This window comes from Lentzea sp. NPDC051838, assembly GCF_040681245.1.
In the GTDB taxonomy this organism is placed as follows: Bacteria; Actinomycetota; Actinomycetes; order Mycobacteriales; family Pseudonocardiaceae; genus Lentzea.
On sequence record NZ_JBFAYI010000015.1, the window covers coordinates 96,999 to 110,681 of the forward strand.

General features: G+C 68.7%; 12 protein-coding genes. 4 read left to right on the forward strand and 8 right to left on the reverse strand.

The features are described 5' to 3' along the window. Positions 1 to 689: 689 nt before the first annotated feature. Positions 690 to 1,085 carry a hypothetical protein gene (locus AB0M24_RS28455; protein ID WP_363774305.1) on the reverse strand — a complete coding sequence of 132 codons (396 nt, stop codon included), beginning with the start codon at positions 1,083 to 1,085 and terminating at the stop codon, positions 690 to 692. Between the two features lie 113 nt (positions 1,086 to 1,198). Here AB0M24_RS28455 and AB0M24_RS28460 point away from each other — a divergent pair, with 113 nt between their 5' ends. Next, the gene (locus AB0M24_RS28460; protein ID WP_363774308.1) at positions 1,199 to 1,627 is read left to right on the forward strand and encodes a hypothetical protein; all 429 of its coding nucleotides are present in this window, start codon (positions 1,199 to 1,201) and stop codon (positions 1,625 to 1,627) included. Between the two features lie 16 nt (positions 1,628 to 1,643). Further along, complete coding sequence (locus AB0M24_RS28465; protein ID WP_363774311.1) at positions 1,644 to 2,144, forward strand: hypothetical protein; 501 nt, start codon at positions 1,644 to 1,646, stop codon at positions 2,142 to 2,144. Here AB0M24_RS28465 and AB0M24_RS28470 read toward each other — a convergent pair. From AB0M24_RS28470 to AB0M24_RS28480, 3 genes are all read right to left on the reverse strand, one after another. Continuing rightward, entirely contained in the window at positions 2,107 to 2,433 is a 327-nt protein-coding gene (locus AB0M24_RS28470) for a hypothetical protein (RefSeq protein ID WP_363774314.1), read from the reverse strand. The two genes, AB0M24_RS28465 and AB0M24_RS28470, sit on opposite strands and share 38 nt — an antisense overlap. 66 nt (positions 2,434 to 2,499) lie before the next feature. Beyond that, entirely contained in the window at positions 2,500 to 3,420 is a 921-nt protein-coding gene (locus AB0M24_RS28475; protein ID WP_363774317.1) for a MerR family transcriptional regulator, read from the reverse strand. Between the two features lie 44 nt (positions 3,421 to 3,464). Then, positions 3,465 to 4,961: a carboxylesterase family protein gene (locus AB0M24_RS28480; RefSeq protein ID WP_363774320.1), complete on the reverse strand. Its 1,497-nt coding sequence runs from the start codon at positions 4,959 to 4,961 to the stop codon at positions 3,465 to 3,467. 79 nt (positions 4,962 to 5,040) lie between these two features. On the opposite strand from AB0M24_RS28480, the gene AB0M24_RS28485 reads away from it, so the two are divergent. Continuing rightward, a complete protein-coding gene (locus AB0M24_RS28485) occupies positions 5,041 to 6,174 on the forward strand; it encodes a hypothetical protein (RefSeq protein WP_363774323.1) in 1,134 nt (377 codons plus the stop codon). Here the strand turns inward: AB0M24_RS28485 and AB0M24_RS28490 are convergent. The 3 genes from AB0M24_RS28490 to pdhA are packed head-to-tail and all read right to left on the reverse strand — an operon-like array spanning position 6,168 to position 9,783. Continuing rightward, positions 6,168 to 7,547 (reverse strand): dihydrolipoamide acetyltransferase family protein, encoded by a 1,380-nt coding sequence (locus AB0M24_RS28490; protein WP_363774326.1) that lies wholly within the window; start codon positions 7,545 to 7,547, stop codon positions 6,168 to 6,170. The genes AB0M24_RS28485 and AB0M24_RS28490 overlap by 7 nt on opposite strands. Positions 7,548 to 7,561: 14 nt before the next feature. Beyond that, positions 7,562 to 8,587 (reverse strand): alpha-ketoacid dehydrogenase subunit beta, encoded by a 1,026-nt coding sequence (locus tag AB0M24_RS28495; RefSeq protein WP_363774329.1) that lies wholly within the window; start codon positions 8,585 to 8,587, stop codon positions 7,562 to 7,564. Continuing rightward, a complete protein-coding gene (gene pdhA, locus AB0M24_RS28500) occupies positions 8,587 to 9,783 on the reverse strand; it encodes a pyruvate dehydrogenase (acetyl-transferring) E1 component subunit alpha (protein ID WP_363774332.1) in 1,197 nt (398 codons plus the stop codon). Before pdhA ends, AB0M24_RS28495 begins: the two co-directional genes overlap by 1 nt. A 354-nt stretch (positions 9,784 to 10,137) precedes the next feature. On the opposite strand from pdhA, the gene AB0M24_RS28505 reads away from it, so the two are divergent. Then, positions 10,138 to 11,556, forward strand: a complete 1,419-nt coding sequence (locus AB0M24_RS28505) for a M20/M25/M40 family metallo-hydrolase (protein ID WP_363774335.1) — start codon at positions 10,138 to 10,140, stop codon at positions 11,554 to 11,556. On the opposite strand, the gene AB0M24_RS28510 is transcribed toward AB0M24_RS28505, so the two are convergent. Beyond that, the gene (locus tag AB0M24_RS28510; protein WP_363774338.1) at positions 11,507 to 13,573 is read right to left on the reverse strand and encodes a hypothetical protein; all 2,067 of its coding nucleotides are present in this window, start codon (positions 13,571 to 13,573) and stop codon (positions 11,507 to 11,509) included. The genes AB0M24_RS28505 and AB0M24_RS28510 overlap by 50 nt on opposite strands. Positions 13,574 to 13,683 lie beyond the last annotated feature (110 nt).

Consider the following 13,683-nt stretch of genomic DNA (forward strand, 5'->3'; position numbering starts at 1 on the left):
GCCGAACTTGGCTCTATGGGATCAAGGCGCGCCGCCGACGGCGGCGCGCTGTGCCTGTCGCCTTGGCACCGTGTCCACATCCATCCCGGCACGCCAGGCTCCCGCTTCGCTCCGCCTGTCGGCCGGGCGGCGCGGCACGGCCGGCCGGGCGATAGCGCCACCGTCGGCGGCGCGCAGGAACCAGCTCCCAGCCAGTACCGGCCAAGCCGATCGCGCACATGGTCACCCGGATCGAGCCGGGCACGGCGATCGACGCCCGCCGACGCTCCGCGCCAACGGCCAACGAACCGCAGGCAGCACGAAGGGCACCACCCTGCCACGCCATGATCAGCCACGGCCAGCAGCGACGCGTCAAGGCGGGAGAACGTGCCTTGACCCACCACCACTGACCGCGAGATCAGCTTCGTGTCGGGGTGATGCCCCAGGTGTGGACAGCCCAAAGCCAGGCCGTGTCCAGGCCGTCGAAGGTCCAGAAGGGTCGGTCAACGACGACAAACGACGACCCGGAACGCGCAGGTCAGCCGAGTTTCAGCCGTAAGACCGCCAGATCAGCCGGACCCCAGCGCAAGATCTTCACCATTTCGAGGGCACCAGCGAGATCCAACGGCTGGTCGTGTCGCGCATGATCTCCGGGATGCAGATCAAGTGAGCCGAACGGGCCGGGGTGTCGCACCCCGGCCCGTTTCACGTCAGCAGGACGAGCCGCTCGCCCCGGTCAGCTCGTCGTTGTCCACCCACACGGTGGCGACGGCGCGGCTGCACTTGTCGTTGAGGATCCGGCTGAACGTCCAGACGTCCTTCTGGTTCACCTCGCCCCTCGTGGGCGGGGTGAAGGTGCCGTCCGCCCGCAGCGAGATCTCGGCGCGGAAGGCGCCGGCGCTCGTGAGGCGGACGTGGCCGTACTTGCCGCCGCAGCCCTGGAACTGCGTGATGGTGGCCATCGTCGAGGTGCCGCGTTTGACGACGGACGACGAGCCGATCTGCACCGCGCTCGGGCAGGTCGGCGGGGTCTGTACTGCTGCCTGTGCGGTTCCCCCGAAGAGCAGGGCAACGCCGGTCGTGACGATTCCCAGTTTGATCAGCACGAGCCGAACGTAGGTCGCGCTGGTTAGCCGACGGTAAATCCGCGAACGCGTGGAGTAACACCGGGTCCCGCTACTCCGATCAGACGAGTGGATCGGCGTTAGGGGGAATCGAGATGCTCCCGAATGTGTACGTCATGGCCGCCGCGGTTCTGGCTGGTGCCGCGGGCAGTGCCTACGTCGTGACGGTCGTGGACCGCCAGGAGCCGGCGGTGGCGAGCGTGGTGCGCGTGGTCGACGGCGAGACGGTCGAGGTGCGCGAGGGTGATCGCGTCGCCCTGGTCAAGCTCGTGAACGTCGATGCGCCTGCCGCGGACGAGTGTTTGTTCGACGAGGCCAGGAAACGCTTGAGCGAGCTGCTGCCGCAAGGAACACAGATCACCGTCGCACGCGAAGGGCAGCTGGTCGGGCTGTCCACACAGGACGGTCTGGTCAACGCGAAGCTCATCGACCAGACGGTGTTGCTCGCGAAGGTCACCAAGGCGGTGCCGACGTTGTACCGCAAGGAAGCCGAGTTGCGGAACGTCGCGAAAGGACTGCGCTGACCTATCCTCCGTGGTCATGAAGCAGTTGCGGCGGGCTGCCGCCGGGATCGCCGTGGTCGACGCACTGATCGTGGTGGCGAGCGTGCTGCCGGGCGCGCCGCTGTTGCCGATGTGGATGACCGTCGTGGCCTGCGCGCTGACGGTCGCGGTGCTCGTCCTGACGATCGTCAAGACGGGCACGCTGCGCGCCAAGGGACTCAAGGAACTGTTGCAGCGGCTCAGGAACGCGTTGCCGGTGTGGGCGATCGTCCTCATCGCCGTCGCGTTCTACGGCGGGTGGATCATCGCGCTGGTCACGTTGGCGAGCGATGCCTACGCGGGCAACCTCAAGCACGAGAACGGGCAGTACACCTCGACGCAGCGCAAGGTCGTGCGCGTGCTGACCGAAGAGCAGTACCTGGCGGCGCAGGCGGCGAACCAGCGGATGTTCGGCGCCGGGGCGATGGCCGTCGCGGCCGGCGCGCTCGCCCTGGGTGCGCTCAGGCCGGCAGCGGAAGGATCATCCCCACGCGCTTGAGCTCGCGGTGGTGCACGGCCAGCAGCAGGGTGTCCTCGGCGCGGCGGAAGTGCAGCACGACGAACTTCGGCTGCGGGGCGTCGTGGTGCGTGATCATCTCGACCCGGCCCTCGTCAGGGCTGAAGATGATCCGCCTGTCCCAGATGATGCGTGACGGCCCGAAGTACAGCGGGCCCTCCTGCCAGCGGCCGTCGAGGAAGACGTCGCCGTCGCCCTCGGTGTGGTGGTCTCCAGTGGGACCGAACAGCTCGCCGGCGATTCCCCCGAGCAACTCGAACAGAACAGACATGACGTTCCCCCTTCGTCTCCACGAGAACGAGCTGGGCGCCCAGCAGGTTCCCGCAGGTGGAAAGGTTTAGCCGAACGGCTGACCGGCCTCGCGCAGCCACTCGCGCTCCGCCGAGTGGTCCGGCATCGCGGGCCAGCCGTTGATCTTCGCGATCAACACCCAGTACCGCTCGGCACGCCGGTCCGCGAAGTCGGAGAGCTCCCGCAGCCGCTCGACGAGCTGCTCGTCGTTCGGCAGGCTCAGCGCCTCCGCCCACTTGGCGTTCACGCGGCCCACGACCTCACGAGCCTCGGCAGACCCCGGCGCGATGCCGGCGTCGAGTGCCTCACGAGCCTGGGCGATCGCGAAGTTGAACGCCTCCATCTGGTTGTCCCCTGGAGGGCTCATGTCCTGGCCGCTGCGCCGGAACTCCTCGTGCTGCTGGGACATCCGCTTCACCGACGCGCGGAAGTCCGGGTCCTGCACGAGCTTCGCGAGCTCGACCCACGCCTCCAGCTGCTCGGTCGACGGGTCGTCCGGCAGCTCGATCCGCACGGAACGCATGTGCTGCTCGAACTGCGGATCCAGCTCGTAGGGCCCGAACACCTCCTCGAAGAAGTCGTCGAGGATGCGCTGGCGCTCCTCGTCCGACATCCGTGCCAACTCGTTCATCAGTTCCATCTCCCCTCCCTTGGCGACCGCGCGCAGGACGGCTCGGCGGAGCCGCAACGTCTTCATCTGCGCGTCGATCGCGTCTGCATGGGCGCGCGCCACGTCGGTCACCGTCACCTCGCGGGCGAGAATCCGCCCGGCGGTCGGCAGGTCGACACCCAGATCCCGCAGTGTGCGGACGAGCTTGAGCTTGGCGACCGCCTCACCGTCGTACGTCCGGTAGCCGCCGACCGTTCTCGCTGTGGGCGGGATGAGGCCCTGGTCGGAGTAGAACCGGATCGTCCTGACGGTGAGGCCGGTCATCCTGGCCAGCTCGCCGATCTGGTAGCGCGTCACGGGGACAACTCTGAACCCTCCAGTGACTGGAGAGTCAAACCCGATTAACCGATCGAGTTCCAGAACGAGCAGTTGTGCCTGGTCAGGCCGTTGATCGGGCCGACGTGGGCCAGCGAGTACTCGTGCACGGTCCCGTTCGAGTAGCGCGCCCAGCCGGGCTTGCCGGTGCGCGCGAACGTCGTCCAGTCGCGGATCATCGTCGCCGCGAGCCGCTGCTGGTCGGGGTTGAGGTCGAACGTCGGGAGGTCGAAGAGGTAGGCGAGCTCGAACGAGTGCGCCGCGCCGGCCGGGAAGCCCGTTGGGAAGAGGTCCTTGAACCAGCCGAGCGGGGCGGTGCGATCGGCGAACTCGTAGCCGTACGTCGGCGTGTAGCGCGAGAGCAGCCGGGCGTCAGCGAGTTGGTGGCACGCCCACACTCCGTCGGTGAGCACCGAGCCGTAAGCAATCCGCGCGGACTCGCCCGCGGGATACTCGGCAACAACCCTCTGGGCGTTCGGACCGTACGACTGCTCCAGCAAACCGTTGTAGTCGAACGGTTCCGGCACGGTCGCGGACGTCAGCCTGCCCTCGTCACGGGTGTTGCCCCAGATCACCGGCACGCGGTTGAAGCGGCCGGTGCGCAACGCCTCGACGGGGTGCACCGGCAGCACGCTGTTGCCGATCACGATCGGGGTCGCGCCGCGGTCGATCGCCGTGAAAGCCGTGGGAGGCAACGAACGCAGGCATGCGACGTCCGAGCAGCCGAGCTGGGCCGAGATCGCCACGGCGTCTTTCGCCGCCGCTTCCTTCGTGATCCACGGCGATCCGCCCGGCTTCGTGTGGATCACCCCGTTGGCACCCCAGGTCGTGGAGCAGCCGCCGCTCTGCGCGATGGCCTTCTGGAACAGGCCCCGCGACTTCGGCGAAGTCACCTGCGCACACACGTCGAACGCACCGCCGGACTCACCGAAGACCGTGACGTTGCGCGGATCTCCGCCGAACGCGGAAGCGTTGCGCTGCACCCACTTCAACGCGGCCTGCTGGTCCTCGACGCCGTACGCGCCCGAGTCCGGCAGGTCCGGGTGCCCGAAGAACCCGAAGAAACCGAGCCGGAAGTTGATGGTCACGACCACGACATCGCCCTGCACGACCAACCGCCGCGGGTCGAACCCGTCACCGGACAGGTAGCTGTTGCCGCCGCCGTGGAGGTAGACCATGACGGGCTTGCGGCCGTGCCTGGAAGGCGTGGTGACGTTGAGGTAGAGGCAGTCCTCGTTGCTGCTGGGCGAACCGGCGCCGGGGGCCTGCGCGCAGACGGGGCCGGGCTTCGTGGCGTCCAACGGTGTCGTCCACGGCCTGACCGGCTGAGGTGAACGCCATCGCAGCTCGCCCACGGGCGGCGCCGCATACGGAATCCCTTGGTACACCTGACGATCGGCGAGAACCGTGCCGCGCACCTGGCCGGAGTCGGTTCGCACGAGACCAGACTCGGAAGCCTGCGCCACGCCCACCGGTCCGGCCAGCAGGGCTGCGGCGATCAACAGAGAAAATCGCTTGTTCATGTGACGACGTCGATCGAGAAGACCGCGGATTCGACATCCCGCCGGACTCACATACCGATCTTGAGGCACGATCACCGGCGTGGGGTCGATCACCTGGCAGTACGCGGCGGCGGGGGCGCTGGCCGTGGTGTGGCTGTTGTTGCTGCTCCGGCGCCTGGGGCTGCCGTCCTGGCGGCGGGCCAGGCGGGAGACTCAGGCACCGGTCTGGATGTCGATCGTCGGCTGGCTGCTGATCGCGGTGCTCGTGGCCGCGACGGCGGGTGGCGGTCTGCTGTCGCTGCTGGGCTGGCCGAAGCTGCCGAAGCAGGCCGCGTTCAGCACGACCGAGATGCTCGACCTGCTGAAGATCGGACTGGCGGTGGTCGCCGGGTTCGGTGGTGTCGTCGCGCTGGCGGTCAACTACCGCAAGCAGCGCGTCACCGAGGCTGCCCACGAGCACAGCCTCAACCAGGAGGAACGCGAGCGCACCAAGCTGTTCAACGAACGCTTCAAGGTCGCCGCCGAGCTGCTCAACGGAGATCAGACGGGTCTGCGGATCGCCGGCGTCTCGGCCATGGCGGGCCTGGCCGACGACTGGGAAGCCCAGCGGCAGACGTGTGTGGACGCGTTGATCGACCAGCTGCGGCTGCAGGAGGACGACGGTCAGACGACGAACAAGATCCTTCGCGCCCTGCGCGACCGGCTTGGCACACACCGCGAAGCCGGACCGTGGTCCGAGCTGAACTTCGACTTCACCGGCGTGCTGTTCGTGGACGCCGACTTCAGCGAGCGCACGTTCGCCGGTGCGGTGATCTTCGACGGCGCCGAGTTCACCGGCGACAACACCTCGTTCGAACGCACCGCGTTCCGCGACACCGTGTTCAGCTGCCACGGAACGACGTTCACCGGTACCGAGGTGAACTTCCAGGACGCGTCCTTCATGCGCGGCGCGATCGAGTTCGTCGGTTGCACGTTCGACCGCACGACCCTCAACATGCGCGGGATGGAGGCGGTGGTGCGCGGATTCGACTTCTACCGCTGCACCTTCACCAGCAGCAGCATCATCGGGAAGGACACGGTTCTGTCCCCGATCCGGGTGGAGCTCTGCAGGCTCGTCGACAGCACCATCGACGTGCGCGCGGACTACGACCCCGACGCTCAGGTCGTGCGGCTCACCAACAACACGGTCGTGAGTGGGGAGCCCGAGAGCTCCCCACCCCAACAACCTCAGTAGGTCATCGCGATGCCCGGCTCGGCCAGCAGCGCGCCGACGTCGGCCAGGAACTGCGAGCCCTGCTGACCGTCGACCACGCGGTGGTCGAAGGAGAGCGCGAGCTGGCAGATCTTGCGGATCTTGATCTCGCCGTCGACCACCCACGGCATGTCACGGATCGCGCCGAGGGCGAGAATCGCGGACTCACCGGGGTTGAGGATCGGCGTGCCGGTGTCGACGCCGAAGACGCCGACGTTGGTGATCGTGATCGTGCCGTTCATCATGTCGGCCGGGGCGGTCTTGCCGTCCCGGGCGACGGTCGCGAGCTCGTCCAGCGCGACCGCGAGCTCCTTCAACGACATCCGGTCGGCGTCGCGGACCTTCGGCACCACCAGGCCGCGCGGCGTGGCGGCCGCGATGCCCAGGTGGACGTAGTCCTTGTAGACGATCTCGTTCGCGGCTGCGTCCCACGTCGCGTTGACGTCGGGGGTGCGGCGCGCGGCGAGGATGACGGCCTTGGCGCAGAACGCGAGCGGCGTCAGCTTCACGCCGCGGAACTCCGGCGCGTTCTTCAGCTTCGCGCGCAGCTCCATCATCGGCGTCACGTCGACCGTCAGGAACTCGGTGACGTGCGGGGCCGTGAACGCGCTGTCGACCATCGCCTGCGCGGTCGCCTTGCGGACGCCCTTGATCGGCACCCGGCGTTCGCGCGAGCCGTTGTCCACAAAGGACAACGCGGACGGAGCAGCAGGCGCGGCGACGGCGCTTTCGACGTCCTCGCGCGTGATCACGCCGTCCGGGCCGGAGCCCGTCAGCGCGTAGAGGTCGACGCCGAGGTCCTTCGCCAGCTTGCGGACCGGCGGCTTGGCCAGCGGCACGTAGCCACCGGGAGCCTGGACCGGAGCAGGAGGCGCGGCCACCGGAGCGGGAGCCGGCGCAGGCGCGGGCGGAGCCACCACGACGGCAGCCGGAGCCGCGGCCGGAGCGGTGTCCTTGCGCGCACGACGCTTGGCCGCACCGGACTTCGGGCCGTAGCCGACGAGCGTCGCGATGCGCCCGCCCGGCATCTCCTCGCCGATCTTGCCGGACGAGGTGCCGTTCGCTTCCGCGGCAGCAGGAGCGGGGGCGACGGGTGCGGCGGCGCCACCGGGGTCGGTGTCGATCGTGATGATCGGGACGCCGACCTCGACGGTCTGGCCGGGCTCCGCGAGCAGCTCGGTGACGACGCCGGCCCACGGGCACGGCAGCTCGACGGCCGCCTTGGCCGTCTCGATCTCGACGATGATCTGGTTGACCGTGACGGTGTCACCCGGCTTGACGTGCCAGGTGAGGATCTCGGCCTCGGTCAGCCCCTCTGCCGTGTCGGGCAAGGGGAATTGCTTGTACTGCGGCATTTCCGGTTGTCCCCTTACCAGGCGAGAGAGCGGTCGACGGCGTGCAGCACCCGGTCGAGGTCGGGGAGGAACTCCTCCTCGAGCTTCGACGGCGGGTACGGGGTGTCGAAACCGGTCACCCGCAGCACCGGTGCCTGCAACGAGTAGAAGCACTCCTGCTGGACCTTGGCTGCAATCTCACTGGCGATCGAGGACTCGGACGGCGCCTCGGACACGACGACCAGCCGGCCGGTGCGGCGCACCGACTCGAACACGGGCGCGAGGTCCAGCGGCGACAGCGTGCGCAGGTCGATGACCTCCAACGAGGTCCCGTCCTCGGCAGCCGCACCCGCGGCGTCCAGAGCCGTGCGCACCATCGGGCCGTACGCGACCAACGTCGCGTCCGTGCCGGAACGCAGAACGCGCGACTCGAACAGCTTGCCGGGCTGGGCCGTGGTGTCGACCTCGCCCTTCTCGTAGTAGCGGCGCTTGGGCTCGAAGAAGAGCACCGGGTCGTCGCAGTCGATGGCCTGCTGGATCATCCAGTAGGCGTCGGCCGGGTTCGAGCACGAGACGACCTTGAGGCCGGCGGTGTGCGCGAAGTACGACTCGGGCGACTCCGAGTGGTGCTCGACGGCACCGATGCCGCCACCGAACGGCACGCGGATGACGATGGGCATCTTGATCTTGCCCTGCGTGCGGTAGTGCAGCTTCGCGACCTGCGACACGATCTGGTCGAAGCCGGGGAAGATGAAGCCGTCGAACTGGATCTCGCACACCGGGCGGTAGCCGCGGATCGCGAGGCCGACGGCGGTGCCGATGATGCCGGACTCCGCGAGCGGCGTGTCGAGCACGCGCTGCTCACCGAAGTCCTTCTGCAGACCGTCGGTAATTCGGAAGACGCCACCGAGCTTGCCGATGTCCTCGCCCATCATGATGACCTTGGGGTTGGCCTCCATGGCCGCCCGCAGACCCATGTTGAGCGCCTTCGAGATCGTGAGCGTCTGCACCGGGGTCGCCGGGGCAGCAGCGGTCGAACGATCCATCGTCGGAGCAGCCATCAGTGCTCACCTCCAGCAAAACCCGAGACGTAGTCGAGGAACTCATCGCGCTGCGCTTCGAGGTTGGGGTTCCCCTCGGCGTACACGTTGCTGAAGATCCGTTCCGCGGGCGGGTCGGGCATGTTCGTGCAGAACTCCCGCAGCTCCTCGCCCAGCTTGTCCGCGTCGGCCTCGACGGACTCGAAGAACTCGCTGTCGGCCCACTGCTGCTTGACCAGGTAGACCTTCACGCGCTCGATCGGGTCCTTGAGCTTCCACATCTCCAGCTCGTCCGACAGCCGGTAGCGGGTCGGGTCGTCGGAGGTGGTGTGCGCGTCCATCCGGTAGGTGAACGCCTCGATCAGGATCGGGCCGTTGCCGTGGCGGCACTCGTCCAGAGCCCACTTCGTGACGGCCAGCGTCGCGAGGACGTCGTTGCCGTCGACCCGGATGCCGGGGAAGCCGTAGCCGCGGGCGCGCTGGTACAGCGGCAGACGCGACTGGCGCTCGGTGGGCTCGGAGATGGCCCACTGGTTGTTCTGGCAGAAGAAGACCAGCGGCGCGTCGTAGACAGCCGCCCACACGAAGCCCTCGTGCACGTCACCCTGGGAGGTCGCGCCGTCGCCGAAGAAGCACATGGTGGCTTCTCCCTCGTCGTCGCCGACCTTGCCGTCGAACTTCTGACCCATCGCGTACCCGGCCGCGTTGAGGACCTGGTTGCCGATGACGATCGTGTACGGGTGGAAGCGCTTCTCGACCGGGTCCCACGTGCCCTGGTCGGTGCCGCGGAAGATGCCGAGCAGCTCCGTCGGGTTGATCCCGCGGGTCCACGCGATGCCGTGCTCGCGGTAGCTCGGGAAGGCCATGTCGGTCTCACGCATGGCGCGGCCGGCGCCGATCTGCGCGGCCTCCTGACCGAGCAGCGGCACCCAGATGCCGAGCTGCCCCTTGCGCTGCAACGCGTTGGCCTCGCGGTCGACCCGGCGGATCAGGACCATGTCGCGGTACAGACCGCGCAGCTCCTCCGCCGTGATGTCGATGTCGAAGTCCGGGTGCGTCACCCTCACGCCCTCGGGAGTGAGGAGCTGCACCAGGTCGGCGCCACCCTCGTCTGTTGCTCGCAAGCCTGCGATCACCTGTTCCGCTGTCGGTTTTGCGGCAGTGGCGGCCGGCGCTGCGTCCGGCTCAGGGTGCGTCCATTGCTCAGGGGACGACATGCGCCTTCTCCTCTGTCTCTCCGACCGCCTGATCGCTCGTGACGATCTCGTGCGGCGACGCCGGCGGTCGCCGCTGACCCTGTGGGGCCGGAGGCAGCCGTCGACGGTGACGGTGGCTTACGACCACATCCTGACACGGCCTCACCCGAGTTGGTGAGACCCGTCCCACTTCGTAACACACAAGTCAACGTTCTGATCAGCGACAACAGTCGGAGGTTCGACTTTTTGTCCTCCGACTAGGCCGTCCGATTACCGGACGCGACTGTCCCGGTTACCGATCGTTAACTTCTGCCGACGCCTCCACGGACAAGGTTCTGGACGCGGGCAGAGGCGGAGTCGTGACAGGATCGAGAGGTGGACCGCTCAGTTGTGACCAGCACCGTCCGGACGCTCTGGGACTCGGAGATCCTCCCGAGCCTGTCTCAGCTCGTCGCCGTGCCGGCGATCTCGCCGGCGTTCGATCCCGCCTGGGAGGAGCACGGCGAACTGGCCGCCGCGATCGCCCACGTGCAGGCGTGGATCGCTGGTCGTTCCCTTCCCGGAGTGACCCTGGACGTCGTCCAACTGGCGGGACGAACGCCGCTTCTGGTGGTCGACGTGCCCGCGTTCGGTAACTCGGGCGACGACACGGTGTTGCTTTACGGACACCTCGACAAGCAACCGCCGGTGGGTGGTTGGGGTGAAGGGCTCGGTCCGTGGACCCCGGTTCTGCGTGACGGACGTCTCTACGGACGTGGCGCGGCGGATGACGGTTACTCCGGATATGCCGCAATCGCCGCTCTCGAGGCCGTGCGGGCAGCCGGCGGCTCGCACTCGCGCTGCGTGGTGCTGCTGGAGACCGGCGAGGAGTCGGGTTCGCCCGATCTGCCCGCTTACCTGGAGCACTTGTCTTCGCGTTTGGGCCGGGTTTCTTTGGTCGTGTGCCTGGACTCCGGCGGCTCCGACTACGAGCGCATGTGGCTGACCACGTCGCTGCGCGGGTTGGTGCAGGTCACGATGACCGTGCGGGTGCTGGAGGGCGGCCTGCACTCGGGCATGTCGTCCGGCATGGTGCCGTCGTCGTTCCGCATCGCACGCGTGCTGCTGGACCGCCTCGAAGACTCGCTGACCGGCGAGATCCTCGTGCCGGAGATGCACGTCGAGATCCCCGCACACAGGCTGACCGAGGTCCGCGAAGCCGTCGAGGCCGCGCCAGGTGCCCTGTGGGGTCCGGTGCCGCGCGTGGGCGACCTCCAGCCGATGTCGACCGACGAGGTCGAGCAGGCGCTGGGCATGGGCTGGCGGCCGACGCTGTCCGTGACGGGCGCCGACGGCCTGCCGCTGCCCGACGACGCCGGCAACGTGCTGCGGCCGTTCACTTCTCTCGTTTTGTCGTTCCGCCTGCCGCCGACGGCATCGTCTTCGGCCGCCTTGGAGGCCGTGCGCGAGCGGCTGACCACGGACGTGCCCTACAACGCGACGGTCGAGCTCTCGCGCGTCGAAGCCGCCGACGGCTGGAACGCGCCGCGGCTGGCGCCGTGGCTGTCGGCCGTGCTGGACGACGCCGGCAAGGAGGTCTTCGGCGCGCCGTGGCGAACCGTGTCGCTCGGCGGGTCGATCCCGTTCATGGGGCTGCTGCACGAGGCGTACCCGGACGCGCAGTTCGTGGTGACCGGAGCCGTCGGACCGGACTCGAACTGCCACGTGCCGGACGAGTGGCTGCACCTGGCGCACGCCGCTCGGGTCACCGAGGCGATCGCCCTGGTGCTGGACGCGCAGTCGAAGCAGAGCTGAACTCTTCGAGCAGGGCCAGGCCTGTCGCCGGGTTGCTCCCCGCGTACCGACGCGCTCTGGCCAGCGCGTCGACCTGCGCGGGGACGACCTCGGCCAGGTCGTTCGTGAAGTGGTCGCGGACGGCGGCGAGGAACGCCATCCGTGCCGCCGCCCTGTCCGCGAGATCACCGATCGCGGTGTGCTCCTTCGCGTAGGAGGCCTGCACGCGTTCGCGCAGGACGTGCAGGTCCGGGTCCGGATCGACGAGCACGCGCAGCAGTTTCGTCACGCCGTCGCGGTCGTCCAACGCCGTCAGCGCGTCGCTCGTCGTCTTGCACACCCTGTCCAGCTCGTCGGTGATCAGCTTCTCGGCCACGTCCACCAGTGAGGTGCCCCGCGGCTGCCGGACGATCGCGCGGGCCGAGCGGGTGAGCTGCCGGGCGAGTCCCCCGGAGAACGCGTAGGCGAGCGCCACGAACACCTCGGGCAGCCCGTCGACCGATCTGCTGATCAGACCGCGGGCGAGCTGGAAGTCCAGGTAGTCGACTCGGACGACCTCGTCGAACGAGCTGTCGAAGACGCTGCGCAGCCCCATGCCGGCGAGCTCGAAGTCGTGCTGGGCCTCGGTGGACACCGACATCAGGTAGTAGCAGCCGGGGACGTCGAACACGGCCTTGATCTCGTTGAGGAACCTGCGGGCGGGCTCTCCCGCACCGATGCGGTCGATCTCGTCGATGGCGATCACCACCCGCACCGGGTCCAGCGTGCGGGCGACGGTGCGGACGAACTCGCGGAAGTCGTCCACCACCTCGGGATAGGTCGGCGGGCGGCCCGCCAGGCTGGTCGCGCGCTTGTAGGCCAGCTCGGCACCCCGGAACCCGAACTTGCCGCTCGTCTCCCCGGTGACGGTCTGGACGTACGCGATGTCGCGGAGACCGCGCTGCGCCGACCTCGCCAGCAGGCGCCGTTGGTCCGGCCGGGCCCACCAGCGGCGCCGGAGGACCGAGGGAGCGGTATCGCGGAGGTGGGCGAGCACCGTGTGGCAGGCCTGCGCGTAGAGGTGCAGCACGAACTCGCGCGGGACGTAGTCGACAGGTGCCGCGACCAGCACGGTCAGGTCCGCGGCCTGGCCCTGCCGGCGGTAGGCGCCCTGGCAGAAGGCCCTCAGCAGGTTGGTCTTGCCGGAACCGCGCGGTCCCGCGAGCGCGAAGCTGCCGCCGTCGAGGGAGTCGACCAGCTCGGCCAGCTCCCTGCCCGCCGGCACCGGCTGGTGGCTGATCAGCGACCCGCCCCGGTGCAGGTTCCGCGCGTCGTCGAACCTCAGCTCGGTGCCGGGCACGATCCGGGTGCCGCCCAACTCGGCTCGCAGCGCGGGCAGCACGCCGGCGTTCACCATCGCAGACCGCCATTCCACGAGCGCCCGGTCCGCCGCAGCGGATTTGGCGGCGAGCATCGCCGGTGGCAGCAGGACGTTGAGGGCTTCGATCAGCAAGCCTCCGCCCCAGACGAGCCCGACGCCGAGCGGCAAGGTGGCGAACAACCATGGCCAGGGGCCCACGAACAGCGCGACGACGTTCGCGCCGAGCGCGAGGAGGGTGACTCCGCCCAGCGCCAGGACCCCGCAGAACCACGCGATCGTCCTGCCGACCACGCCCAAGTACGAAACCCCGAGCACGACCGCGGCGATTCCGGCGGCGGCCACCGTGTAGCTGACCAGGGGCAGTGCGGGGTTGCCGTTGACCCCGTACTTGAACACCAGCCGCACCAGCACGCTCTCGGTCAGCGGAATCACGAAGAGCACGAGGAAACGCCAGAGGAACGGGTGCTTCTTCGCGGAACGAACCACAGACCGTGCGCGCACGGTCTCGACGCTGAGCTCCGCGTAGCGGTCGTGCTGGGCACGCGCCGAAGCGACGATCCACGGCTTGGCGTCCCGCAGCACCGCCCGCAACGCCTCGGGATCACCAGGCGGTCCCCCGTGCTCGCCCGGCCGCAGTGCCGTCTCCACGGCCTGCTCGAAGACCTCGTCCTCGGTCACCCGTGCATCGTGCGCTCGTTCGGACACGCACGAAATGGGCCGTTCAGGTCATCGTCGAGCCCGGTTTTAGTGAGGAAAGACTCAGACAAGACCTGGGCCCGACCGGCCGC

Coding starts and splice junctions, on each gene's coding strand:
- AB0M24_RS28460 (WP_363774308.1), top strand. CDS start 1,199: ATGCTCCCGAATGTGTACGTCATGGCCGCCGCGGTTCTGGCTGGTGCC.
- AB0M24_RS28465 (WP_363774311.1), top strand. CDS start 1,644: ATGAAGCAGTTGCGGCGGGCTGCCGCCGGGATCGCCGTGGTCGACGCA.
- AB0M24_RS28470 (WP_363774314.1), bottom strand. CDS start 2,433: ATGTCTGTTCTGTTCGAGTTGCTCGGGGGAATCGCCGGCGAGCTGTTC.
- AB0M24_RS28480 (WP_363774320.1), bottom strand. CDS start 4,961: ATGAACAAGCGATTTTCTCTGTTGATCGCCGCAGCCCTGCTGGCCGGA.
- AB0M24_RS28490 (WP_363774326.1), bottom strand. CDS start 7,547: ATGCCGCAGTACAAGCAATTCCCCTTGCCCGACACGGCAGAGGGGCTG.
- AB0M24_RS28495 (WP_363774329.1), bottom strand. CDS start 8,587: ATGGCTGCTCCGACGATGGATCGTTCGACCGCTGCTGCCCCGGCGACC.
- pdhA (WP_363774332.1), bottom strand. CDS start 9,783: ATGTCGTCCCCTGAGCAATGGACGCACCCTGAGCCGGACGCAGCGCCG.